Source organism: Vibrio litoralis DSM 17657, from assembly GCF_000426765.1.
Classification (GTDB): domain Bacteria; phylum Pseudomonadota; class Gammaproteobacteria; order Enterobacterales; family Vibrionaceae; genus Vibrio; species Vibrio litoralis.
The window spans coordinates 215915-239921 of the sequence record NZ_KE384567.1; the positions used below are offsets into that span (position 1 = coordinate 215915).

A 24007-nucleotide genomic window follows, 5' to 3' on the forward strand; every position below is an offset into this window, starting at 1 on the left:
AAAGAATGAGACGTAGACGTAGCCAAATACGCGATTACACTGCTGAAGCAAAATTGTTCGCACGACGCTCAATTGTTGCGTTTATGGGCATCATTATGTTGGTTGGCATTTTGCTAGCCAACCTTTATTACATCCAAGTCGAGCAATATCAAGACTATAAAACTCGTTCAAACGATAACCGAATTAAAATTGTCCCGATCGCGCCCAATCGCGGTCTTATTTATGATCGTAATGGTAAATTGCTGGCGTCTAACCGTCCGGTATATAGCCTTGAAATTACGCCTGAGAAAGTCCCTGATATCGATAAGACCATCGAAGAACTGCGTAAAATTTTAACCATTACCGATGAGCAAGTTGCCGCCTTCCAAAAAGAGCGACTACACATTAGACACTACAAGCCTGTTCCATTATTAACCCAGTTAACTAACGAACAAGTGGCAAAGTTTTCTGTCGACCAATATAAATTCCCAGGGGTGGAAATCACGGCAGCATTGAAACGTTACTACCCATACGGCTCGGTACTAACGCATGTTTTAGGTTATGTGTCTCGCATCAATGACCGCGATATTTTACGCTTAACCGAAGAAGATAAAGTCTCAAATTATCAAGCGACACGTGATATTGGTAAGTTAGGCATCGAACGTTATTACGAAGATGTTTTACACGGTACATCAGGCTACCAGGAAGTAGAAGTCAACAGCCGAGGTCGTATCATTCGCACTTTAAAATACGTACCACCTATCCCGGGCAAAGATATTATTCTGAACTTAGATATTAACTTACAGCAATACGCTTTTAAGTTAATGGATCACCGCCGTGGCTCTATCATCATTTTAGACCCTGAGGACAATGGCGTTCTCGCGATGGTATCGAGCCCAAGTTATGATCCGAATGCCTTTGTGCATGGCATTAGTGGCAAAGCCTATAATAAATTATTAAATGACCCCAACCGTCCCTTAGTAAACCGAGCCACTTTGGGTATCTATCCACCCGCTTCGACTGTCAAGCCGTTTATTGCGGTATCGGCATTAACTGAAGGGGTGATCACAACCAAAACTACCCGTAATGATCCAGGAATTTGGTATATCCCACATGCACGAAGCCATAAAGGTTATCGCGACTGGAGCCGCTGGGGGCACGGTGTGGTTGATGTGAAAAAATCGATTGAAGAGTCAGTTGATACTTTCTATTACCAAATTGCATTTGATTTAGGGATCGATCGCCTCTCTAAATGGATGAATAAATTTGGTTTTGGTGAATATACTGGTATTGATTTGCACGAAGAAAGTAGCGCCAATATGCCGACTCGTGACTGGAAAATGGCTCGCCACCGCACTCCTTGGTATCAAGGTGACACCATACCTGTTGGAATTGGTCAAGGTTACTGGACAGCAACACCGATGCAAATTGCTAAAGCATTATCGGTATTAGTTTCACACGGCAAAGTGCGTGCCCCTCACCTTTTACGGGCCACTATCGATAAAACAGAACCGGAACAAAAACCAATATTGAGCCCAATCAAAACATTTCCGACCATTACCGGGGTTAAAGATTCTGATTGGGAAATCGCCAAAGAAGGCATGCACTTGGTTGCAACAGGCTCACGAGGTACCGCACGTCGCTCATTCTATGGTGCAAAATACGAAGCTGCCGTCAAATCAGGTACCGCGCAGGTCTATGGTTTGAAAGAAGGTGAGAAATATAATGCCGATGAAATTGCCGAACACTTACGCGATCACGCATTATTAATGGGCTTTGCACCGTTGGAAGATCCTAAACTTATCGTCGCGATGGTACTTGAAAATGCCGGGGGGGGGTCTGGCGTCGGCGGTCCAATCGCCCGTCAAATTTTTGACCATGTACTTGTTGACTCATCCACTGAGGCAGATGCAAATAAAGAGGATAAAAAGTAGTATGAAAATGGATCCTGCCACCGGGCAAAACCGTTCATTTTTCGAGCGACTTCATATCGATCTGCCGTTGTTACTTGGTATCTTATTACTGATGGCAATCGGACTTGTGATCATGTATAGCGCCAGTGGGCAAAGCTATGAAATGATGGACAAGCAAGCCATGAGAATGTTGCTATCTCTAACCGTCATGTTTGCTGTCGCCCAAGTAAAACCAAGAACAATGGAATCCTTAGCGCCAAGCTTATACTTCATCGGGATTATCTTATTACTCGGTGTATTATTCTTTGGCGAGACCTCTAAAGGCGCTCAACGTTGGTTAAGCCTAGGCTTTGGTCCACGCTTTCAGCCATCGGAAATTTTGAAGTTAGTTGTGCCTTTAATGATTGCAAGGTACATAGGAAAGCAACCTCTACCACCGACATTTCGAACCTTAGTGGTGTCATTAATTTTGGTCTGTTTGCCAACGATTTTAATTGCTAAACAGCCAGATTTAGGAACGTCAATACTGATCGCAGCTTCAGGTATTTTCGTTATTTTCCTCGCTGGTATCCGCTGGAGAATTATCATTGCCGCAGCTGCTGCAATTGGTGGGTTCATTCCAATCCTCTGGTTCTTTTTAATGCACGAGTACCAGAAAACTCGGGTGAGAACATTATTTGATCCAGAATCCGATCCGCTTGGAGCGGGTTACCATATTATTCAAAGTAAAATAGCCATTGGCTCTGGCGGCTTGACTGGCAAAGGATGGTTGCATGGAACCCAATCGCAACTTGAATTTGTTCCAGAACGACATACTGACTTTATCTTTGCAGTTATCGCGGAAGAATGGGGTATTATCGGTGTGACATTTTTGCTCTCGGTATACTTATTCATCATCGCACGAGGATTATATTTAGCGACACAAGCCCAAACCGCTTTCGGTCGAATGATGGCAGGCAGTGTTGTACTTAGTTTCTTTGTTTATGTTTTTGTAAATATTGGCATGGTCAGCGGCATTCTACCAGTCGTTGGTGTACCTTTGCCGCTAATCAGCTACGGCGGTACCTCGATGATCACTCTGTTGGTTGGTTTCGGTATTTTAATGTCAATTCACACTCATAGAAAAATGCTTTCAAAGGCGAATTAAATTAATGAAAAAATATTGCCGTTACGGCCTATGGATGGCCCTCACTCTTTTAGCAGGTTGCTCATCATCTCCAGATGAGCGATACAAACTATCTGATGATGTCGCACCTGAAGATCCTATTTCTGTCGCCAATGTAGAAGATGCCCATCCTCGCTATGAGCCTTTTAGCCGTGGTGGCAACCGTGACTACAGCCTACGTGGTAAAGATTATAAAATCGTAAGAGATACCAAAAATTTCACGCAATCAGGTTATGCCTCTTGGTATGGTAAGAAATTTCATGGTCATTTGACGTCAAACGGTGAAGTGTACGATATGTATTCCATGTCTGCGGCACACAAAACCTTGCCTATTCCTAGCTATGTCAAAGTCACCAATACCGCAAATGGTAAGACGGCTATCGTTCGAATTAACGACCGCGGACCGTTTCATGACGGTCGCATTATAGATTTAAGTTACGCCGCAGCTTACAAACTCGGTGTCTACCAAGCAGGTACTGCTCCAGTCAAAATTGACTATATTACGGTTCCTAAAAGCAAGGTAGATCATGCTTATTCAAAACAAGAATATCTGATTCAAGTCGCTGCCGTTTCTGATTCCGAAAAAGCGCGAACTTTAGCGAAAAATCTTGGTCAAACATACGCATCACAATACAGTGTCGAAAATTCGAGCAGTATTAATCGCATCATGCTTGGCCCTTGGAAAGACCAAAACCAAGCGAATGAAGTGCTTCATAAGCTTCAACAAAGCGGCTACCAATCCGCCTTTATGAAACACCGAGCGCGTAAATAGAATCAACAAACCTTCGCTCTTTATCGTCCAACGGTTAAACGATATTGTCAGTTTTCGTAGACTTTGATCCATATCTGATTTCTGGAAAAGTTTCTGTTAGAATACGAAAAATATACGTTCACTTAAAATATTGATTGCATTTATCACATGAAAAATACAGCTAAATATCTAAAATCTCTGCTAACACCTTCATTGGCACTTTCAGCATCTTTGATTTCATTGAATGCTTCTGCATCCGATCCTATCGTAGTGCCTAATGCTCCAGAAATTGCCGCACAAAGCTTTGTGTTAATGGATTACCATTCAGGAAAAATCTTAGCTGAGAAAAATATGGATGAGCGTCGCCACCCTGCGAGCTTAACTAAAATGCTGACTAGCTATGTGATTGGACAAGAGCTTAAGTCTGGTAGTATTTCACGCTCTGATGAAGTTGTGATCAGCGAAAACGCTTGGGCGAAAAACTTCCCTGATTCTTCAAAAATGTTCATTGAAGTTGGAAAAACCGTAACGGTTGATAAGTTAAACCAAGGCATTATTGTCACTTCGGGTAACGATGCTTGTGTTGCTATGGCTGAACACATTGCCGGTTCTGAAGATTCATTTGTTGATTTGATGAACCAATGGGCACAAAAAATCGGCATGGTGAATTCTCACTTTGTAAATGTTCACGGTCTAGACAATGATGAGCATTACTCGACTGCACACGACTTTGCAACTTTAGGTGCCGCGTTAATTCGTGACGTACCAGAAGAGTACAAAATTTACGCTCAAAAATCTTTCACTTATAACGGCATTACTCAATACAACCGTAATGGTCTATTGTGGGATAAAAGCATGCACGTAGATGGCATTAAAACTGGCCATACAAGCGGTGCAGGTTATAACCTAGTGACTTCTGCAACTGAAGGCGATATGCGTCTAATATCTGTTGTTATGGGAACTAAGAGCGAAAATTCTCGTAAAGCCGAAAGTAAAAAGCTTCTAAACTTTGGTTTCCGCTTCTTTGAAACGGTTGCACCACACAAGGCTGGTGAAGAGTTTGTTAAAGAAAAAATCTGGATGGGCGATAAGAGCGAAATTTCTTTAGGTGTAAAAGAGGATACTTTTGTTACGGTACCTCGTGGTCAAGCGAAAAACTTAGCGGCTAGCTTTGTGTTAGATAAAGAGCTTAAAGCTCCTATCAACAAAGGTGAAGTAGTTGGTAAACTATTCTATCAATTAAATGGTAAAGACGTTGCTGAGTACCCGCTTGTTGCTCAAGAAGATGTTAAAGAAGGTGGTATCTTCAGCCGCCTAATCGACTACATTGTTCTACTATTTAAAAGTTGGTTCTAAGTCTCTTACAGCCAATAAGTAGTATTGCTAACATCAAAAGCCGCTTTCGTTGCGGCTTTTTTGTTTTTTGATGCTCAACGCCTCTATATGATAAATCGTTAATTTTATTTATATTCCTAATCAATACCCCATCGACTTAAAATAAAAGCACATAATCTATGCGATATGGATAGTACGTGATGGTTGAGATCCTACGTCAATCCCATTACTATTCACGCTTTATCGCACCTTCCCCTTTTCAGGAGCACGGTATGCAAGAGCAACCAAAACTAAAAGATTTACTTGAATTCCCATGCCAATTTACCTACAAAGTTATGGGCTATGCGAAACCAGAATTACCAGATCTTGTTTTAAGTGTTATTCAAAAACACGCGCCGGGTGATTACTCTCCAAGTGTCAAACCAAGTGGTAAAGGTACCTACAACTCAGTGTCCGTAACGATTACCGCCACTTCAATTGAGCAAGTTGAAACCTTATACAAAGAGCTTGGTGAAATAGAAATCGTACGCATGGTTTTATAAAGAGAACGTTTTATAAACCGACAGTTTTATAAAAACAAAATTTGGATCAGTTCAAATAACGACAACAAACCACTATATCCTTACTGCTTATCCGTATTTAGTATTGATGAACAAGTTGATACCCAAGTGACTTCAAGGTGCAGAATTCAGAGCTATCATCCAAATCTTTAGACAAGAAAAATTGGTGAAGGAATGTAAACACCTTTCAAACTAATCTGGCGCTGTATAAAGGTTTGGATGAAGCTCCCGAAGGGCAAGTTAAAACAAACTTTATGCTGCGTTAAATTGAACAGATATAGAATAACTATGATCATATTCAATTCGCCTTGCCTAAAGCTTGTTTTATTCTTGCTGAAACTCGCATCTTGAAGTTACTTGGGTATATAATCGTTAGCTGATCCAGTTTTTAGCCTCCTTCACTACACATCACTCTGCGTTAGGATTTTGCTCATGGATAGTCAATCAGCTCAGGCCGAGACATTAGAATCCCCTACTGCGTCGCCAAATCATGTTGTGATTAGGCAACTCGGTCGTCAAGACTACCTTCCTGTTTGGCAAGCCATGCATCAATTTACTGACCAAAGAGATGCCCAAACGGTTGATGAAGTCTGGCTAGTTGAACACAATCCAGTCTTCACTCAAGGTCAGGCTGGTAAAGTTGAACATTTATTAAATACTGGAGATATTCCAGTAGTACAGAGTGACCGTGGCGGCCAAGTGACTTATCATGGACCAGGGCAAATTGTCGCTTACTTCATGATAAACTTGCGCCGTAAAAATATTGGTGTGCGTGAGCTGGTAACCAATATCGAAAACATCGTTATTGCTACCCTCAATGAATTTGGCATCACATCAGCCGCACGACCTGATGCTCCAGGGGTGTATGTTGAACAGCGTAAAATCTGCTCATTAGGTTTACGCATTCGAAAAGGATGTACTTTTCATGGCCTAGCTTTAAACGTCAATATGGATTTATCACCATTTTTGCGTATTAATCCTTGTGGGTATGCTGGCATGGAAATGATACAAGTTAAAGATGTTAACGGACCAAACTCTGTTGCCAGTGTCGAAACTGTGTTAATTGAAAAAATCACTCGACAGCTTGAATATACCCAAGTTGAGGTTACGACAGAAAGCTGCTGAAAATCAGCGCCCGCTTTAAAAAGTAAGTAGGAAGTTATGAGTAAACCAATCCAAATGGAAAAAGGCGTTAAGTATCGTGACGCTGATAAAATGGCACTAATTCCAACCAAGACGGTTGCCGTGGAAAAGACGGAGATCTTACGCAAGCCGGAATGGATGAAAATAAAACTGCCTGCTGATAGTCAGCGTATTCAAGAAATCAAAGCCGCCATGCGTAAAAATGATCTTCACTCTGTTTGTGAAGAGGCATCTTGCCCTAACCTTGCAGAATGCTTTAATCATGGTACGGCAACCTTTATGATTTTAGGTGCAATTTGTACTCGTCGTTGTCCTTTCTGTGATGTGGCCCATGGTCGCCCTAATGCACCTGAAGCCAATGAACCACAAAAGCTCGCGCAAACTATTTCTGATATGAAACTAAAATACGTGGTGATCACCTCAGTTGACCGTGATGATTTACGTGATGGTGGCGCACAACACTTTGCTGAGTGTAATAAAGCGATTCGTGAAAAAAACCCAAATATTAAAATTGAAACTTTAGTGCCTGATTTCCGTGGTCGTATGGATGTCGCACTAGAGCTAATGAAAGACAACCCACCAGATGTATTCAACCACAACTTAGAAACTGCGCCTCGCTTATATCGCCGAGCTCGCCCTGGTGCCAACTATAAATGGTCTCTGCAACTCCTGCAGAAGTTTAAAGAGCAGCATCCGCATATTCCAACCAAGTCAGGCTTAATGATGGGCTTAGGTGAGACCAAAGAAGAAATTGTCGAAGTATTGAAAGATCTACGTGCTCACGGCGTGACCATGCTGACACTAGGGCAATATTTAGCACCAAGCCGTCACCACTTACCAGTTGAGCGCTACGTGCCACCTTCGGAGTTTGATGAGCTCAAAGAAATCGCTCTAGATCTAGGCTTTACCCATGCTGCATGTGGCCCATTTGTACGCTCTTCGTACCATGCCGATATGCAAGCGCAGGGGATTGAAATTAAGTAAACAATAGGATGCTAGGCTACGAGTTCCTAGTCCCTAGAAAAAGAAAAGATCGTGGTTAAAATCACGATCTTTTTTGCTTTTTCTCGCGACTCGAAGCGAAGCGCTCTCGAAACTCGCTACCTCCGCGCAGCGGACTAGCTTCTAATCAGATAATCCGCCTTACCCACCCACTTATAACTTGTGAGCTCTTCTAAGCCCATAGGGCCACGTGCATGCAACTTTTGAGTCGATACTGCCACTTCCGCACCCAAACCAAATTGCGCGCCATCAGTGAAGCGTGTCGAGGCATTAACGTATACTGCGGCTGAGCCTGCCGAGTTAATGAATAATTCAGCATTACGAATTGATTCCGTCATGATGGCATCAGAGTGACTCGCATTATGCACTTGCATGTGGTCAATCGCCTCCGCAATATCACTAACAACTTTTATACCTAAGGTATAGCTTAACCACTCAGTATCAAAATCACCTTCTTGAGCATCACGTACTTGCTCATTTTCACCTAATATTGCTTTTGCTTTTGGTTCGGCCACTAAAGCCACTTTTTCACCGAGCTGTTTTGCTAATTTAGGTAAAAACTCAGCAGCAACTTTTTCATGCACCAACAACGTATCAAGAGAGTTACAAGCCGATGGGCGTTGTACTTTGGCATTTTCAATTACATCAATAGATTTTGCTAAATCTGCCGTTTCATCAACAAAAATATGACTGATCCCAAAGCCACCGATGATCACAGGGATCGTGCTGTTTTCTTTACACATTTTGTGTAGACCAGCACCACCACGAGGGATGATCATATCGACATAATCATCCAGTTTTAGCAATTGTGAAACCAATTCACGATCAGGCTTTTCAATGTATTGCACAGATGCGGCAGGTAGGCCGGCTTTTTCAAGCGCAATTTGAATCACTTTAACCAGCTCCATATTAGAAAAGAAGGTTTCTTTACCACCACGCAAAATGCTGGTATTCCCCGTTTTCAAACAGAGTGCCGCAATATCAATCGTCACATTTGGACGCGCTTCGTAAATCACACCGACGACACCTAATGGCACACGACGACGTGAAAGTGACATGCCATTTTCTAAAACTTTACTGTCTATCTCACTACCAACTGGGTCATTAAGGTTGATAACATTACGCACATCAGCCGCTATGCCCGCTAAACGAGATTCATTGAGCAACAAACGATCTAAAAGCGCATCGGTTAAGCCAGCTTGGCGCCCTAATTCAAGGTCTTGGGCATTAGCCGCTAAAATCGTACTCGCGTTTGCTTCAAGCTCATCTGCAATAATCGAGAGTGCTTTATTTTTTTGAGCGGTTGACGCTGTCGCTAACTGAAATGCGGCTTGCTTTGCCGCTTGACCCATTAGTGTTAAATCCACAATCTTTTCCTTAAATTCTTTTGCCAAACTATTCTTGAATAATAACGAGATCATCACGATGGATAATAGTTGCACCATACGCATAGCCTAGTGTCGCTTCAATCTCGGTGCTGTGTTTACCGATCAATAGCGCTAATTCGGTATCTGAATAGCTTACAATACCTTTGGCTAACAATTGCCCTTGCTGATTACGCAAACGAACCACATCTCCGCGAGAGAAAGTGCCTTGAGTCTGCGTTATTCCTTTGGCTAATAAACTACTGCCTCTCTCTATAACCGCTTTAGCGGCACCATCATCTAAAACCAAATCGCCCACAGAAGCAGGGCCAGCTAAGATCCAACGTTTACGGTTTTCTAATGACTCTTCTAAAGCCAGAAAACGTGTACCTTGAGGATTATCACTTAAGGTATCAACAATCACATTCGGACTACTTCCTGCGGCAATCACCACTTCAATGCCAGTGCGTCTTGCAATATCGGCTGCCTGTAATTTCGTTGCCATGCCACCGGTACCCAAAGTTGTACCACTGCCCCCCGCGATTTTACGCAGTGTTTCATCAATGGTTTTCACTTCACGGATTAATTCTGCATCAGGGTTTTTTCTAGGATCGGCAGTAAATAACCCCGACTGATCGGTTAATAGCAACAGTTTATCTGCGCCACATAAAATACCAACTAATGCCGAAAGGTTATCATTATCGCCAACTTTGATTTCGGTTGTTGCTACCGCATCATTTTCATTAACCACTGGTACAATGCCGTTATCAATCAAGGCGTTAATGGTGTCTCGCGCATTAAGGAAACGTTCGCGATCTTTCAAATCGGCACGAGTCAGAAGCATTTGGCCGATTTTAATTCCGTACAATTCAAATAAAGATTCCCAAACTTGAATCAAGCGGCTTTGCCCAACGGCGGCTAACAACTGCTTACTTGCCATCGAGTTGGGTAATGTGGGGTAGCCAAGATGCTCTCGCCCAGCGGCTATTGCGCCAGAAGAGACAATAACAATTTGATGGCCTTGATTTTTTAGCTCAGCACATTGACGCACAAGATCAACCATACGAGCTTTATTAATTTCCAAGGTACCGCCGGTCAGCACGCTGGTTCCCAATTTTACCACTATGGTTTGTGGTTCAAGTTGACTGTTGTTTCCGCTTTGATTTGAAGAGGCTTGAGTTGACATGTGTTTCCTGTCAAAAATGAAAATAATAAAATGGTGTACCCAAGTAACTTGGGTATAAAATATCTTGATGTTGTATCAATACAAGCGCCATTTCACAAGTAAAAGATAAGGCGTGTTGCGGATAATCCACAAACACGCCTTGCAAGGTTCTATATTCTGATAATGTTGAGGCCAATTACACTGTATCAACCGAATTTTTATGAAGGCTGATCGTATAGTTGTAATCGCCAGACAATACAGCGACAAGCTTTTTATGGAATTCTTCTAATGTCCTTTCCACTTCAAGTTGTGATTTTTTAGGGATGGCTATATCAACCCAATCGCCTTTTTCATCGTATTTACCCAAAGTGTAGTTGGCGACAAAGTTGTCTTCTTGCTTGTTTAACTCTAACCACCAGCCCCAAAACTCTCTTAATTCCGGGGACTTTTTATCATCCACACAGACAGACAAGCAATCAAACAGGTAAGTATCCGACTCGCATTCACCTTCACGTAAATAAGGGCCAATCGCTTTCAAAGCGGTCATTAAACGATAGTGAGTTGGTGCAGAAGCGTCAGTCATTGAATTCTCCATACATTATTATAATTAAGAAGATCAATAATCCATTGACCTTAGTTATCTATAGTTCACTATTCGCTCATAAATGTCACTTTTTGAGCGCCACTTTAAGCCAATCGACGGCAGAATTGAGCGCTTGATCATACCCTTGTGAAATTGACTTAGTTCTCAATTCAATCGCTTTACCACCTTGGCTGAAATTAGCCAAACTTTGATTATCCATCTTTGAACCAACCGGATCACCTTCTAATCCCAGAGCTAAAATTGGCACTGTCGTTTTTCTGCCGGCAAGCAAACCTTGAGATTTGAGTGACCAAGCTCGAACTTGCTTTGAAAAACTCTCGATATCCACGGCATTTTTGCCCATCCGAGAGGCCAACGTATCGAGATACATCTTAGGCATCATGCCGAATTTAGTGGCATCAGATAGCAGTTCATGAATAGGTGCACCTAACGCGACGCAAGCACTGATCTTATCTTGCTCAATAAATGAAAGCCTTGCCATTACATTACCGGCAAAACGATAACCAAGTAAGCCAACTTTATAGTGATCAACCCAAGGGATATTTGGCAACTCATTCAGTACAGCTTGATGTAGGCAGCTTGAATCTTCGGTCATTGACCAATGGATATTCGCACCAACTCCTGGCATATCTACCGTAAGCATGCCTATCTCATGCTTGGCAAGAAAGTCTCGAAATAAACGCCACATGTCGGTTTGTAGACTATCAATACCGGCACTCACGATCACAACAGGTAGCGACTTTTCAGTGTGAGGTAGATGAAGATTAGCCATGATCTTTTTGTTCTTATATGGAATCTTCAGTTGCTTTGTAACATAAGGGCTATGTTCCATCGCATCAGAATACGCTTTATTGGCAAGCACTTGAGCCTGAATAGAGAGATTATCCCCCTTAAGGTGTGGGTAACTGGCAACGCTAAAGCATAAGCTAGCAATAAAGTATTCATCGGAAGCGGCTTCACCTTTCAATAACGCTGCTTTTTTCTGATGAATCGCGCCTTGTTGGCTCCATTCATACGACCAATTTCCCGGGCGGTAACCTGCTATCGTATCAAGCCAATCAGGATGGTTATGTTTGTTACCTGAGCTAGCAATGCGAGCAAGAACTGATTCAATCTCAATAGGATCTAAACCTTGCCATATCCATTGCATGCGACGTAGAGCACGGTACCATGCACTTTTGCTGCGCTTTTGATTGGCATCTAATAAGTCCTGACTATCTGATAAATAAGTGATGAAACTCGACGTTTCTTTAGCGTGCTGATGCTTGTTGAACAGTGATTCAGATAAATTCTTATTGCTTGGTTCCAAGGTACATCTCCACATGTTCTTTTAATCATTATTTCGCCAGCAAATGCTGCCATTGAGTATGACGCTCTAAATATACAACGGCATAACTACAAACTGGTCGGACTTTAAGATTTTGAGCATCAATGTCAGCTAATACCGTTTCCATTAAGGTTTTACCGCAGCCTTGTCCACGTAATTCATCAGGTACAAAAGTATGAGTGATGGTTAAAACGCCGTTATGTCCGAGATAGTCTAAATGCGCCCAGTAATTCGGGGCTACTTCAACTTCATAACGCTGCTTAGATTGATCATGTTTGAGTGCAGTCATATGTAAATCCTTCAAATGAAAATTGATAGCTCGGATCTCAGTACCTAGAATAACGCTTACCGCCTAGGTTATGCCAATCAATTCATCGCAAAACAAATAAAAAACCCCACACCGTAGTGCAGGGTTTAATCAATCAGTCAGTAAGATGCTGAATTACTTTTGCTTGCGATTCACAGGTTCTTCAAACTGAAGCGTCATATCCCAAGGCTGTTCAATCCAAGTATCTTGAGCAATATCGACAATATAATCATCAACAAGATCTTGGCCAGCAGGCTTAGCACATACTGTAATAAGCTTAGCTTTAGGGTACATTTCGCGGATGTGGCGAGCAGTATCACCGCTATCTACCAAGTCATCAACGATCAAGAAGCCTTCACCGTCACCTTCAATGGTTTTTAAGACTTTCATATCGCGCTGGTGATCGTGGTCGTAACTAGAAATACAAATCGTATCCACATAACGAATACCAAGTTCACGAGCTAAAATAGCAGCAGGAACTAAACCGCCGCGGCTAACACCGACAATACCTTTCCATTGCTCTGCTGGCATTTGCTTGGCCGCTAATTGACGACAATACATTTGCATATTGTCCCAAGTGATAATGAATTTATTACTCATAAAATAAAACCTGCTTTGTTATTGTTTTTAAGATGCGATTAGGCACCTGTAAAAATGAATTTCAACAAGAATACTAAGGCTAGAATCCAAACGCCAATGTTCACTTCACGCGCTTTACCGCTGAATAGTTTAATCGCTGCATAAGTCACAAAACCCATTGCGATGCCTTCAGCAATCGAGAAAGTTAACGGCATTAATAAGCAAACTACCGCAACTGGCGCAGCTTCACTTAAGTCATCCCACTCAATATTAACAAGGCCCGATAGCATCAAAATAGCCACATAAAATAATGCGCCTGTTGTTGCATAGGCTGGAACCATACCGGCTAATGGTGAAAAGAATAATGCAAGAAGGAATAAAACACCAACCACAACTGCGGTTAAACCTGTACGCCCACCAACCGCAACACCTGCCGTACTCTCAACAAATGAAGTGGTATTTGATGTACCTAACAACGCACCAATAGAAGTAGCAGTTGAGTCAGATAGTAGCGCTTTATTCAGGCGTGGAATCTTGCCATCTTTACCAACAAAGCCAGCTTTGTTTGCAACGCCGACCAATGTGCCAGCAGTATCAAATAAATCGACAAACAAGAAAGCAAATACGACGGAGATCATCCCTACATCTAAAATTGCAGAGAAATCGAGCTGTAAGAAAGTCGGAGCCATGCTTGGTGGCATAGACATAATGCCGCCATAATCCACATCGCCCAAGAGCACACCAACTGCAGTAATCGCTAAAATGGCAATCATTACCGCCGCTTTAAATCCACGGTGAACCAAAACAATCGTTAATATAAAACCTAGTGCCCCCAAAATAGCTGGTATTGAGGTTAAATCCCCCACGGTAACCAATGTTGCTGGACTAGCTACTACGATACCTGCATTCTTTAATGCAATTAAAGCTAAGAAAAGACCGATACCGGCAGAAATACCTAAACGCAATGACATCGGGATCGAGTTAATAATAAGCTCACGAATTTTAAATAAGCTTAATATGATAAACAGGATACCCGAGCAGAACACAGCTGCCAAAGCGACCTGCCAAGTATGCCCCATGCCAAGTACTACCGTGTAGGTAAAAAAAGCATTTAGCCCCATACCTGGCGCCTGAGCAATCGGGTAGTTCGCGTAAAAGCCCATGATGAAACAGCCAATTGCAGCAGCAAGACACGTAGCCACAAACACCGAGCCATGGTCCATTCCAGCTTGAGATAAAATTGCAGGGTTAACAAAAATAATATAAGCCATCGTCAAAAACGTCGTAACGCCGGCTAAGACTTCGGTTTTCACGTTGGTACCGTGCTCCGATAACTTAAATAACTTTTCTAACATGTGGTATCCCTAAAGTGTGCTTAGCAGCAAATTTTAAACGATTGCGCAATCGTTTGAATAAAAAGGCGTGTAGTTTTCCAAATAATGATAATGAAAGCAATCTGTATCTAATACAAATATCAATTTTAATGATTTTTGCTCGATATACACCCAAGTAACTTTACTGATAATTAAAATTTGGATAAAAAAAAGCCACCTAAACAGTAGGCGGCGATAGAATTCTGTAACCTAAACGGTTCATCAACTCTTAACAATAAGGGGTATTACAAACAAATATCAGATCTCTTCAATAACGAGTACCCATAAATAATGGAGACTACGTGCTATCAGTAACTCAATATTTGCACACATCTAAGACAGCAATCACTCCGTGCTTACTATCATTAAATAAGTGACGAGATAATACACTACTGGTAATTAAATTACGAGTTATATTTTAGAATACTGCCAAAAAGAAAAATATGCATTAAAAATCACAATATCCAGTAATAAAATTACACAAAAGTAATAATAATTAGCCTTTAAAGTTTGATATACCTCAATTGAAGGTATTTATATTATCTCTATGCTGTACATCGCGCCTTTCAAGTAGCATTATTCTACTTATTACTACGCATACCCACAGTAATTATCGCCGCAGTAAAGCGAGAGTACGCTGTCAACAAAGCTGTAACTTCAAGTACCAAGGGTATATTTCTACTATCCTATTAACACCATCAGGGTAGCAATATTCAGTTAGGAGTCTTTTGTGTCGAATCAACATTCTGAAATCAGTCAACTTTCCCCTCAACCTGTCTGGCAGTTTTTCGATAAAATCTGCTCAATACCTCACCCTTCAAAACATGAAGAAGCACTTGCTCAGTACATCGTAGAGTGGGCTACAGCACAAAACCTACCAGTTAAACGTGATGAAGTGGGTAATGTTTTTATTACTAAGCCTGCAACCGCGGGAATGGAAAATAAGAAGAAAGTCGTTCTTCAAGCGCATATTGATATGGTGCCGCAAAAAAATGAAGACACAGCACACGATTTCACTAAAGATCCTATCCAACCATATATTGATGGTGAGTGGGTAACCGCGAAAGGGACCACTCTAGGTGCTGATAACGGTATGGGCATGGCTTCATGTTTAGCGGTTCTCGCTTCAACAGACATAAAACATGGCCCATTAGAAGTATTACTGACCATTGATGAAGAAGCAGGCATGACAGGTGCTTTTGCACTACAGGAAGGTTGGCTTGATGCGGATATTCTGCTGAACACCGATTCAGAGCAAGAAGGTGAAATCTACATGGGTTGTGCCGGTGGTGTAAACGCTTCAATCATTTTTGATCTAGAGCGTGACGCAATGCCAAACGACCACACTACCCTAAAACTTGCCGTTAAAGGCTTGAAAGGCGGTCACTCTGGTTGTGATATTCATACTGGTCGCGGTAATGCCAATAAATTCCTTGCTCGCTTCCTAGCCAATCAAGCGAAAAATTTAGATTTACGTGTGATTGAATTCCAAGGTGGCAGTCTTCGTAATGCGATTCCACGTGAAGCCGCAGCGATTATCGCCATACCAACAGCAAAACAAGCTGAACTGGCAGAAGCATACAATCAATACACCGCTTTAGTTCAACAAGAACTCGGTCAAATCGAAACCGCTTTGACTAGCCAAATTACTGAAGCTAGCAGCCAATTCTCACCATTGACTCAATCTGTTCAATCACGCTTTATTGCCACGTTGAATAGTTGTCCAAATGGCGTAATTCGCATGGATGACAATATTGAAGGTGTGGTGGAAACGTCATTAAACGTAGGCGTAATTACAACAGAAGAAGACAAAATCACCATTCTTTGCCTCGTTCGCTCATTGATTGATTCTGGTCGCGAAATGGTTGAAGGTACTTTGGCATCGTTAGCGGAACTTGCGGGCGCAAATATTCAATTTGATGGTGCTTACCCTGGCTGGAAACCAGATCCAGATTCACAAATTATGCATATTTTCCGTGATGTTTATGAAGGCATTTATGGACGTAAACCAAATATAATGGTGATTCACGCAGGTCTTGAATGTGGTCTATTCAAAAAACCGTATCCAAATATGGATATGATTTCGTTTGGCCCAACCATTAAGTTCCCACACTCACCAGATGAAAAAGTAGAGATCGCTAGTGTGGCACTTTACTGGGAGCAGATGATCGCTATTTTGGAAAATATTCCAGAAAAAGAGTAAATACGTTGCTCGGTTAGCGTTTCTCGTTTCTCGATTAGCCCTCGAGAAACGAGACTCGTCATTCGAGAATCGTTAAATCAAACACAGTTGCCTTTCCAGCTCTTCTGGTTTTAACATCACACTCACCCCAAGCAAACGTATTTCACGTCCCTTTTGACGAGTCAGCACTTCTTGTAGCAATTCTTTATAATCTTCTAGCTTAAATAGCTGAGCATTATGCTCAATGGTCGTTTGTTGAAAATCAGCAAACTTTACTTTAATACCTTGTTTGGTGATTGCCTTTGATGGTGATGCTTTGAGTAATCGCTTATCTAATTCTGGGTAGAGCTTTTGTTCAATAACCTGCCAACACTCACCAAAGCTTGAAATGTTCTCACTAAAGGTCCTTTCAACCCCTACCGATTTACGATTGCGTTCAACCACCACTTCACGATTATCAATGCCATTACTTTTCTTCCATAAAGAAGCGCCCAGCAAGCCAAATTGACCTAATAAATCACGGTAATTCGATTGCCTAACATCCAAACAGGTATACAAACCAGCTTGGTGTAGCTTCTCAATGGTTACCTTGCCAACTCCCGGAATTTTCTCTAGTGCTAAACCATCAATCGTTTGCTGAACCTTCTCTGGTGGAATAACGGTAATACCATTAGGTTTATTGAGATCGGAGGCGATCTTGGCTAAGAATTTGAGTGGCGCAACGCCAGCTGATGCGGTGAGATTGAGTTCTCGTTCAATATCGACCCGAATAGCTTGTGCAATTAAGGTTGCCGAACCATGCAGCATTTTACTATTGGTGACATCTAAATAGGCTTCATCTAGGGATAGCGGTTCAATTAATGAAGTATAGCGAGAGAATATTTCTCGGATCTGCTTTGATACTTGGCGATAAACATCCATTCGTCCATTTACTAAAGTTAAATGTGGACATAGTTGATAAGCTTTTGCCGTGGATAGCGCTGATCGCACCCCATATTGACGCGCTATGTAGTTACAAGTGCTGATCACACCGCGCTGCTTACTGCTTCCACCTACCGCAAGTGGTATATCGCGGTACTGAGGAAAATCTCTCATTTCCACTGCAGCAAAAAAGCAGTCCATATCAATATGAATAATTTTACGATCAGCCATCACCACAATCCGCCGTCACAATAATTAGTCGTCAAAATAACTAGCCGCCACTACAACCGAAACAACCACTGTATAAAAACACAGTCAAATAATAGCGCTATTTCCCAAAAGTACCAAGCAATAAAAATGCCCCAACTCTTGCAAGAAGGGGCATTAAAATAGAAATACGGCTCTTAAACCATTTTACATGATTCGCTCGTTTTCCCATTTCGCTAATTTTTCAGCTCTTAGAGCTGCTCTCGCTTCACGCTTTTTACGTGCATCACACGGCTCAGGGCAATTGCAGACCTTATCAACACCTACCGCACCTAAACCACCACAGCTGCCTTTTACCACTTTCTTTTGGAAGATGTAGCCGACTGACATTGCTGCAATGATAGCCAAAAATATTAAGAATGTAATTCCATAAGTTGCCATAGAGCACCTCGTTTATTGTGTGTCTTTCAAATACGGTTTAAAGGCATCTGAACTGAGTTCTTTAAAACCATCTTTTGTCTTAACTATGTATAAGACTGGGATATTATTTTGGTTGGCAATACGCAATCCGTCTTTTTCACCCAATACCATCAAGCCAGTCGATAAACCATCCGCGGTCATACAAGATGAATTCAAAACCGTCACTGAAACCACTTTATTACTAATCGGGTTACCTGTCTTCGGATTAATAATATGTGAGTAGCGAACACCATTTTCTTCAAAATAGTTACGATAGTCACCTGAAGTGGCAATCGCCATATCCCCTGGCTCGATAATATTCTCAACTGAACGTTGATTTACTACCGGCTTTTCTACCGCGATACGCCATGGTACACCATCACGGTTCTTACCTTTAACGCGAATTTCACCGCCCACTTCCACCATGTAATTATGAATACCTACAGATTCTAAATATTCTGCCACTTCATCGGTACCACGGCCTTTCGCAATACTTGATAAATCAACATACAACTCTGGAATATCTTTGATTAATGCATCACCGGTTTCGCTTAGGTGTTCAATACCCGTCACTTTGCGACGCTCAGATAGCATTTCAGGTGTTGGCACTACGTCAGGACGATCTTCAGGTCCAAAGCCCCAGAGGTTGACAATAGGTCCAACCGTTACATCCATTGCACCTTCAGTCAGCTTATTAATACGTAATGCTTCACGTACTACCGCCGCGGTATCACTCGATACTGGAAAAGGTTCATTGCTAGTATGCTGGTTAAAGCGACTTAATTCAGAGTCCTCTCTGTAGGTCGACATTTCATCGTTGACCTTTTCCAGCACTTTGTCGATTTCTTTTTGTAAAACGTCAGGCTTTGGCTGCTCATCTTGAACAATGTACTTAATATTATAGCCAGTTCCCATAGTAGGGCCTGATAAGTGCACTTGCTCTGCTGGCTTAGAACAACCAGTTAACAATAAACCAGAAACAATGATAAAAAGCCAAGTTTGAACTGACTTAGCAAGTTGAATCATTCGTAATTTCACTTGCTTACTCCTTTAAGAGGTATTAATAAAAAACATTAGAAATCAGAGATAAATACGTTGCTAATCTATCCATTTCTAATGATTCTAAAAAACAATGGCTGACTTAAGCAAGTCAGCCATTGTTGTCAGAGGCTTAGTGATTAGCCTCCGAAATCATCCAATAGAATGTTTTCATCTTCCACACCAAGATCTTTCAACAATCCGATAACGGCTGCGTTCATCATTGGTGGACCACACATGTAGTATTCACAATCTTCTGGAGCTTCATGATCTTTCAAGTAGCTCTCGTATAGAACATTGTGGATAAAGCCAGTCTTACCCTCCCAGTTATCTTCTGGAAGAGGATCAGACAATGCACAGTGCCATTCAAAGTTATCATTCTCAGCAGCTAGACCATCAAAGTCTTCTACGTAGAACATTTCACGCTTAGAACGAGCACCATACCAGAAGGTCATCTTACGCTTAGACTTCAGACGCTTAAGCTGATCAAAAATGTGTGAACGCATTGGAGCCATACCAGCACCACCACCAACAAACACCATTTCCGCATCAGTATCTTTCGCGAAGAACTCACCAAATGGACCTGAAATTGTACACTTATCGCCTGGTTTCAGAGACCAAATGTAAGAAGACATGATACCTGGCGGTACATCAGGATTATTAGGCGGCGGCGTAGCGATACGCACATTCAGCAGAATAATACCTTCTTCTTCTGGATAGTTTGCCATCGAGTATGCTCGGATGGTTTCTTCTTCGACTTTTGACTCATAGCGGAATAAATTAAACTTATCCCAATCAGCACGATATTCTTCAGGAATATCGAAATCAGAGTACTTAATATGATGGGGTGGTGCTTCAATCTGAATGTAGCCACCTGCACGGAATGGTACAGATTCACCATCAGGGATCGCAATCTTAAATTCTTTGATAAAGGTTGCTTCGTTATTGTTAGAAATAACTTCACATTCCCATTTTTTCACACCAAAGATTTCTTCAGGCAATTCAATTTCCATGTCAGTTTTCACGTTCACTTGACAAGCTAAACGTTCACCTTCGCGGGCTTCGCCTTTAGATATATGATCCAATTCTGTTGGTAGAATATCACCACCGCCAGATTTAATTTTAACGCGACACTGGCCACAAGAGCCACCGCCACCACAAGCTGAAGACACGAAGATGCCAGAGCTTGATAGTGCATTAAGTAATTTGCTACCAGCACCAGTTACAATGGCTTTCTCAGGATCGCCATTTACGGAAATCGTAATGTCACCGTCTGGAACCAACTTCGATTTAGCAAATAAAATTACTAAAACTAAAGCCAGAACGATCAGAGTAAACATCACGACGCCAAGAAGAATAATGTCCATTGACTATTCCTTATTTATTGGGCGTTTACCCTACAGTTGAATACCAGAGAAAGACATAAAGCCTAACGCCATAAGACCCGCCGTGATGAAAGTAATACCTAGACCACGTAGACCTGGAGGTACATCTGAATATTTCATCTTCTCACGGATACCTGCTAACGCAACGATAGCTAACATCCAGCCTAGACCTGAACCAAAACCATACACAATTGATTCTGTGAAGTTATAGTCACGTTGAACCATGAACGACACACCACCAAAGATGGCACAGTTAACCGTAATCAACGGTAGGAAAATACCTAATGCGTTGTACAAAGGTGGGAAAAAACGGTCAAGCACCATTTCCAAAATCTGTACTAATGCAGCAATAACACCGATGAAAGTGATGAAGTTTAAGAAGCTTAAATCCACTCCTTTAACTAAAGCATCTTCTTTCAAAATATAGGTATAAACCAAGTTGTTTACTGGTACCGCTACCGTCAATACAACAACAACTGCAATACCTAGACCGATAGAGGTTTTTACTTTTTTCGATACCGCTAGGAACGTACACATGCCTAAGAAGAAAGACAGTGCCATGTTCTCAATGAAGATCGAACGAACCATTAAGCTAATATAATGTTCCACTGCGATTACTCCTTAGCTTCTACTTGTTCTGGTTTCATTGTACGGATAACCCAAATTAAGAAACCAATGATGAAGAATGCAGAAGGCGCAAGTAACATCATACCGTTTGGCTGATACCAACCACCGTCTGAAATTAAAGGCAATACTTGCATACCAAAGATACTACCTGAACCTAGAAGTTCACGGAAGAAGCCCACTACGATCAATACAAAGCCGTAGCCTAGACCATTCGCAATACCATCAATAAATGACGGAAATGGTGCTTCTTTCATTGCAAATGCTTCAGCACGACCCATTACGATACAGTTAGTAATGATCAAACCAACGAATACCGATAGCTGCTTCGAAATATCGAAGAAGTATGCACGTAATACCTGATCTACCACGATTACTAACGATGCGATAATCGCCATTTGTACAATAATACGAACACTGTTAGGAATGTGATTACGCATTAGAGATACGAACAAGTTAGAAAATGCGGTTACAAACATTACAGCTAATGTCATAACAAATGCGGTTTCCAACTTAGTTGTTACTGCCAATGCAGAACAAACACCTAGCACCTGTAGTGCAATCGGGTTGTTATCTAACACTGGAGAAACAATAGATTTTCTTAAGTCTTTTGCACTCATTAGTTCAGTTCTCCTGCTCGTACTTTAGCTAAGAAAGGACCGTAGGCCTTATCACTTAACCAGAAGTCGAAAATGTTCTGAACACCATTACTTGTTAGCGTTGCGCCAGACAAACCATCGATACCATGTTCAGATCCTTCAGGTGCTCCACCTTTTACGATCTTAATTGCAGGCTGGTTGTTTTCATCAAACAATTTCTTACCTTCAAATTGAGCACGCCATTTAGGGTTTTCTACTTCACCACCAAGTCCCGGAGTCTCACCTTGTTCATAGAATGTGATGTCACTTACTGTATTACCGTCGGTTTGCACGGCAACGAATGCATACATCATAGACCAAAGGCCAGTACCATTAATTGGTAAAATAACTTCTTTAACTTGCTCGCCGTCTTTTACTAAGTAAACCAAGCCTTTATTCGGAAGACGCATAATTTTAGCGATATCTTCATCAGCCGGTAACTTAGTTGATTGACTTGGATCTTTTGCTGCAGCACGCATGTCATATTGAGTTGCGTCACCTTCTACAAATTCTCCAGTAGAGAAGTCAATTAAACGAGGTTCAATGCTTTCATGGTAGATAGATTGGATTTCGTCTGCATTTTTCGCATCAAAACCAGCAACCGCTACGATGTTGCTTTGAACATCAAGTTTAGCATTTGCTACTTGTTTTGGTTTTAACAGTACTGCTGCCGTTGATACTACAACTGAACACACAAGGCTCAGAGCAATAACGGTAACTAGGGTACCTTTAATGGAATCTTTATTTGCCATAGCGAGCTAGTCTCCTTTTGACGTTCTTTTCAACGACAAAATAATCAAACAACGGAGCAAAGAGGTTAGCGAATAAAATCGCTAGCATCATACCTTCAGGATAGGCAGGGTTAACTACACGGATTAATACACACATCACACCGATTAAAGCACCATACGCCCACTTACCTTTATTAGTAAATGATGCAGATACTGGGTCTGTCGCCATGAAGATCATACCAAACGCAAAACCACCTAGTACAAGGTGCCAGTACCAAGGCATAGCAAACATTGGGTTAGTATCTGAACCGATAAGGTTAAGCATTGTTGCTACAGCAGCCATACCAATCATTACACCCGCAATGATACGCCATGATGCGATTCGCATATAAACGATCATCAAACCGCCAAGGATTAGAGCTAAGGTAGAAACCTCACCCATAGAACCTGGGATATTACCGATGAATGCATCCATCCAAGAAATTGAATGACCAGTTACTGTATTCACTAGTGCCCCGTGACCACCTTGTGCCCACTGGCTAAGCGCCGTCGCACCAGAGAAGCCATCTGCCGCGGTCCAAACTGCATCACCAGAAATTTGCGCAGGGTATGCAAAGAATAGGAATGCACGGCCAGCCAATGCTGGATTTAGGAAGTTACGACCAGTACCACCAAAGATTTCTTTAGCGACAACAACACCGAAAGTGATACCTAACGCAGCTTGCCATAGTGGTAGTGTTGGCGGCACGATTAGCGCAAACAAGATAGAAGTAACAAAGAAACCTTCGTTAACTTCATGCTTACGAATCATACAGAACAATACTTCCCAGAAACCACCTACTGCGAAAACAACTGCGTAGATAGGTAGGAAGTACGTTGCACCAAGCAGCATCATACTGCCCCAACCGGCTTGGTCGGTTAGTGTGCCACCGAGCATTTCAGTTAGCCAGTAGTGCCAATCACCAGAAATGATTGTGGCAAGTTGCTCACCAGAATACATGTGGTTAAGTGCGACAATCGCTTGATGGCCAGTATTGTACATACCCCAGAACATTGCTGGGAATACCGCTAGCCAAACCATGATCATAATACGTTTTAAATCAACGCTATCACGGACATGAGAACTGCGTTTTGTTACAGTACCTGGGGTGTAAAATAGCGTTGCAGCTGCTTCATATAAAGCAAACCAACGCTCATGTTTCCCGCCAGGTTCAAAATGCGGTTCAATATCTTCTATAAATTTCTTAAGGCCCAT

At 41.9% G+C, this 24007-nt stretch carries 23 protein-coding genes; 8 read left to right on the forward strand and 15 right to left on the reverse strand.

Going from position 1 to position 24007, the window contains the following annotated elements; translation table 11 throughout:
• The first annotated feature begins 5 nt into the window (after positions 1-5).
• The 7 genes from mrdA to lipA all read left to right on the forward strand — a co-directional run bounded on the left by mrdA (position 6) and on the right by lipA (position 7830).
• A complete protein-coding gene (mrdA, locus tag K358_RS0114625; protein WP_027697511.1) occupies positions 6-1913 on the forward strand; it encodes a penicillin-binding protein 2 in 1908 nt (635 codons plus the stop codon).
• A 1-nt stretch (position 1914) separates the two neighbouring features.
• On the forward strand, positions 1915-3039 hold the full coding sequence (rodA, locus tag K358_RS0114630; protein ID WP_027697512.1) for a rod shape-determining protein RodA: 1125 nt from the start codon (positions 1915-1917) through the stop codon (positions 3037-3039).
• 4 nt (positions 3040-3043) lie between these two features.
• Positions 3044-3829, forward strand: a complete 786-nt coding sequence (locus tag K358_RS0114635; RefSeq protein ID WP_083962841.1) for a septal ring lytic transglycosylase RlpA family protein — start codon at positions 3044-3046, stop codon at positions 3827-3829.
• 147 nt (positions 3830-3976) lie between these two features.
• On the forward strand, positions 3977-5164 hold the full coding sequence (locus K358_RS0114640) for a serine hydrolase (protein WP_027697514.1): 1188 nt from the start codon (positions 3977-3979) through the stop codon (positions 5162-5164).
• Positions 5165-5415: 251 nt separating this feature from the next.
• Entirely contained in the window at positions 5416-5685 is a 270-nt protein-coding gene (ybeD, locus tag K358_RS0114645; RefSeq protein ID WP_027697515.1) for a DUF493 family protein YbeD, read from the forward strand.
• A gap of 450 nt (positions 5686-6135) precedes the next feature.
• The gene (lipB, locus tag K358_RS0114650) at positions 6136-6828 is read left to right on the forward strand and encodes a lipoyl(octanoyl) transferase LipB (RefSeq protein WP_051241340.1); all 693 of its coding nucleotides are present in this window, start codon (positions 6136-6138) and stop codon (positions 6826-6828) included.
• A 36-nt stretch (positions 6829-6864) separates the two neighbouring features.
• A complete protein-coding gene (lipA, locus tag K358_RS0114655; protein ID WP_027697517.1) occupies positions 6865-7830 on the forward strand; it encodes a lipoyl synthase in 966 nt (321 codons plus the stop codon).
• A gap of 134 nt (positions 7831-7964) precedes the next feature.
• On the opposite strand, the gene K358_RS0114660 is transcribed toward lipA, so the two are convergent.
• The 7 genes from K358_RS0114660 to K358_RS0114690 all read right to left on the reverse strand — a co-directional run bounded on the left by K358_RS0114660 (position 7965) and on the right by K358_RS0114690 (position 14549).
• On the reverse strand, positions 7965-9215 hold the full coding sequence (locus K358_RS0114660) for a glutamate-5-semialdehyde dehydrogenase (RefSeq protein WP_027697518.1): 1251 nt from the start codon (positions 9213-9215) through the stop codon (positions 7965-7967).
• Between the two features lie 28 nt (positions 9216-9243).
• Complete coding sequence (gene proB / locus K358_RS0114665) at positions 9244-10398, reverse strand: glutamate 5-kinase (protein WP_038150250.1); 1155 nt, start codon at positions 10396-10398, stop codon at positions 9244-9246.
• 175 nt (positions 10399-10573) lie between these two features.
• Positions 10574-10960, reverse strand: coding sequence for a sigma factor-binding protein Crl (gene crl / locus K358_RS0114670; protein ID WP_027697520.1), 387 nt, complete (start codon positions 10958-10960; stop codon positions 10574-10576).
• Positions 10961-11045: 85 nt separating this feature from the next.
• Positions 11046-12290 carry an esterase FrsA gene (frsA, locus tag K358_RS0114675; RefSeq protein ID WP_404818175.1) on the reverse strand — a complete coding sequence of 415 codons (1245 nt, stop codon included), beginning with the start codon at positions 12288-12290 and terminating at the stop codon, positions 11046-11048.
• A gap of 28 nt (positions 12291-12318) precedes the next feature.
• Complete coding sequence (locus K358_RS0114680) at positions 12319-12597, reverse strand: GNAT family N-acetyltransferase (RefSeq protein WP_027697522.1); 279 nt, start codon at positions 12595-12597, stop codon at positions 12319-12321.
• Positions 12598-12750: 153 nt separating this feature from the next.
• Complete coding sequence (gene gpt, locus K358_RS0114685) at positions 12751-13215, reverse strand: xanthine phosphoribosyltransferase (protein WP_027697523.1); 465 nt, start codon at positions 13213-13215, stop codon at positions 12751-12753.
• A gap of 38 nt (positions 13216-13253) precedes the next feature.
• Entirely contained in the window at positions 13254-14549 is a 1296-nt protein-coding gene (locus K358_RS0114690; protein ID WP_027697524.1) for an NCS2 family permease, read from the reverse strand.
• A gap of 748 nt (positions 14550-15297) precedes the next feature.
• On the opposite strand from K358_RS0114690, the gene K358_RS0114695 reads away from it, so the two are divergent.
• Positions 15298-16770 carry an aminoacyl-histidine dipeptidase gene (locus tag K358_RS0114695; protein ID WP_027697525.1) on the forward strand — a complete coding sequence of 491 codons (1473 nt, stop codon included), beginning with the start codon at positions 15298-15300 and terminating at the stop codon, positions 16768-16770.
• Between the two features lie 72 nt (positions 16771-16842).
• On the opposite strand, the gene dinB is transcribed toward K358_RS0114695, so the two are convergent.
• From dinB to K358_RS0114735, 8 genes are all read right to left on the reverse strand, one after another.
• The gene (gene dinB, locus K358_RS0114700; protein ID WP_027697526.1) at positions 16843-17901 is read right to left on the reverse strand and encodes a DNA polymerase IV; all 1059 of its coding nucleotides are present in this window, start codon (positions 17899-17901) and stop codon (positions 16843-16845) included.
• Positions 17902-18084: 183 nt separating this feature from the next.
• Positions 18085-18318 carry a (Na+)-NQR maturation NqrM gene (gene nqrM, locus K358_RS0114705; protein WP_027697527.1) on the reverse strand — a complete coding sequence of 78 codons (234 nt, stop codon included), beginning with the start codon at positions 18316-18318 and terminating at the stop codon, positions 18085-18087.
• A gap of 12 nt (positions 18319-18330) precedes the next feature.
• Positions 18331-19362 (reverse strand): FAD:protein FMN transferase, encoded by a 1032-nt coding sequence (locus tag K358_RS0114710; protein WP_038150317.1) that lies wholly within the window; start codon positions 19360-19362, stop codon positions 18331-18333.
• A gap of 152 nt (positions 19363-19514) precedes the next feature.
• Positions 19515-20741 carry an NADH:ubiquinone reductase (Na(+)-transporting) subunit F gene (nqrF, locus tag K358_RS0114715; RefSeq protein WP_027697529.1) on the reverse strand — a complete coding sequence of 409 codons (1227 nt, stop codon included), beginning with the start codon at positions 20739-20741 and terminating at the stop codon, positions 19515-19517.
• 30 nt (positions 20742-20771) lie between these two features.
• Entirely contained in the window at positions 20772-21368 is a 597-nt protein-coding gene (nqrE, locus tag K358_RS0114720) for an NADH:ubiquinone reductase (Na(+)-transporting) subunit E (protein ID WP_027697530.1), read from the reverse strand.
• A gap of 5 nt (positions 21369-21373) precedes the next feature.
• Positions 21374-22003: an NADH:ubiquinone reductase (Na(+)-transporting) subunit D gene (locus tag K358_RS0114725; RefSeq protein ID WP_027697531.1), complete on the reverse strand. Its 630-nt coding sequence runs from the start codon at positions 22001-22003 to the stop codon at positions 21374-21376.
• Entirely contained in the window at positions 22003-22773 is a 771-nt protein-coding gene (locus K358_RS0114730) for a Na(+)-translocating NADH-quinone reductase subunit C (RefSeq protein WP_027697532.1), read from the reverse strand. Before K358_RS0114730 ends, K358_RS0114725 begins: the two co-directional genes overlap by 1 nt.
• Positions 22763-24007, reverse strand: a complete 1245-nt coding sequence (locus K358_RS0114735; RefSeq protein ID WP_027697533.1) for an NADH:ubiquinone reductase (Na(+)-transporting) subunit B — start codon at positions 24005-24007, stop codon at positions 22763-22765. The genes K358_RS0114730 and K358_RS0114735 overlap by 11 nt, the downstream gene beginning before the upstream one ends.

Excerpts from the sequence above, each read along its gene's own strand:
- K358_RS0114725 (WP_027697531.1), bottom strand. The coding sequence starts at position 22,003 with ATGAGTGCAAAAGACTTAAGAAAATCTATTGTTTCTCCAGTGTTAGAT.
- K358_RS0114635 (WP_083962841.1), top strand. The coding sequence starts at position 3,044 with ATGAAAAAATATTGCCGTTACGGCCTATGGATGGCCCTCACTCTTTTA.
- K358_RS0114640 (WP_027697514.1), top strand. The coding sequence starts at position 3,977 with ATGAAAAATACAGCTAAATATCTAAAATCTCTGCTAACACCTTCATTG.
- lipA (WP_027697517.1), top strand. The coding sequence starts at position 6,865 with ATGAGTAAACCAATCCAAATGGAAAAAGGCGTTAAGTATCGTGACGCT.
- ybeD (WP_027697515.1), top strand. The coding sequence starts at position 5,416 with ATGCAAGAGCAACCAAAACTAAAAGATTTACTTGAATTCCCATGCCAA.
- rodA (WP_027697512.1), top strand. The coding sequence starts at position 1,915 with ATGAAAATGGATCCTGCCACCGGGCAAAACCGTTCATTTTTCGAGCGA.
- gpt (WP_027697523.1), bottom strand. The coding sequence starts at position 13,215 with ATGAGTAATAAATTCATTATCACTTGGGACAATATGCAAATGTATTGT.
- nqrM (WP_027697527.1), bottom strand. The coding sequence starts at position 18,318 with ATGGCAACTTATGGAATTACATTCTTAATATTTTTGGCTATCATTGCA.
- K358_RS0114730 (WP_027697532.1), bottom strand. The coding sequence starts at position 22,773 with ATGGCAAATAAAGATTCCATTAAAGGTACCCTAGTTACCGTTATTGCT.
- mrdA (WP_027697511.1), top strand. The coding sequence starts at position 6 with ATGAGACGTAGACGTAGCCAAATACGCGATTACACTGCTGAAGCAAAA.
- crl (WP_027697520.1), bottom strand. The coding sequence starts at position 10,960 with ATGACTGACGCTTCTGCACCAACTCACTATCGTTTAATGACCGCTTTG.
- dinB (WP_027697526.1), bottom strand. The coding sequence starts at position 17,901 with ATGGCTGATCGTAAAATTATTCATATTGATATGGACTGCTTTTTTGCT.
- K358_RS0114735 (WP_027697533.1), bottom strand. The coding sequence starts at position 24,007 with ATGGGCCTTAAGAAATTTATAGAAGATATTGAACCGCATTTTGAACCT.
- K358_RS0114710 (WP_038150317.1), bottom strand. The coding sequence starts at position 19,362 with ATGATTCAACTTGCTAAGTCAGTTCAAACTTGGCTTTTTATCATTGTT.
- proB (WP_038150250.1), bottom strand. The coding sequence starts at position 10,398 with ATGTCAACTCAAGCCTCTTCAAATCAAAGCGGAAACAACAGTCAACTT.
- K358_RS0114690 (WP_027697524.1), bottom strand. The coding sequence starts at position 14,549 with ATGTTAGAAAAGTTATTTAAGTTATCGGAGCACGGTACCAACGTGAAA.
- nqrF (WP_027697529.1), bottom strand. The coding sequence starts at position 20,741 with ATGGACATTATTCTTCTTGGCGTCGTGATGTTTACTCTGATCGTTCTG.
- K358_RS0114680 (WP_027697522.1), bottom strand. The coding sequence starts at position 12,597 with ATGACTGCACTCAAACATGATCAATCTAAGCAGCGTTATGAAGTTGAA.
- lipB (WP_051241340.1), top strand. The coding sequence starts at position 6,136 with ATGGATAGTCAATCAGCTCAGGCCGAGACATTAGAATCCCCTACTGCG.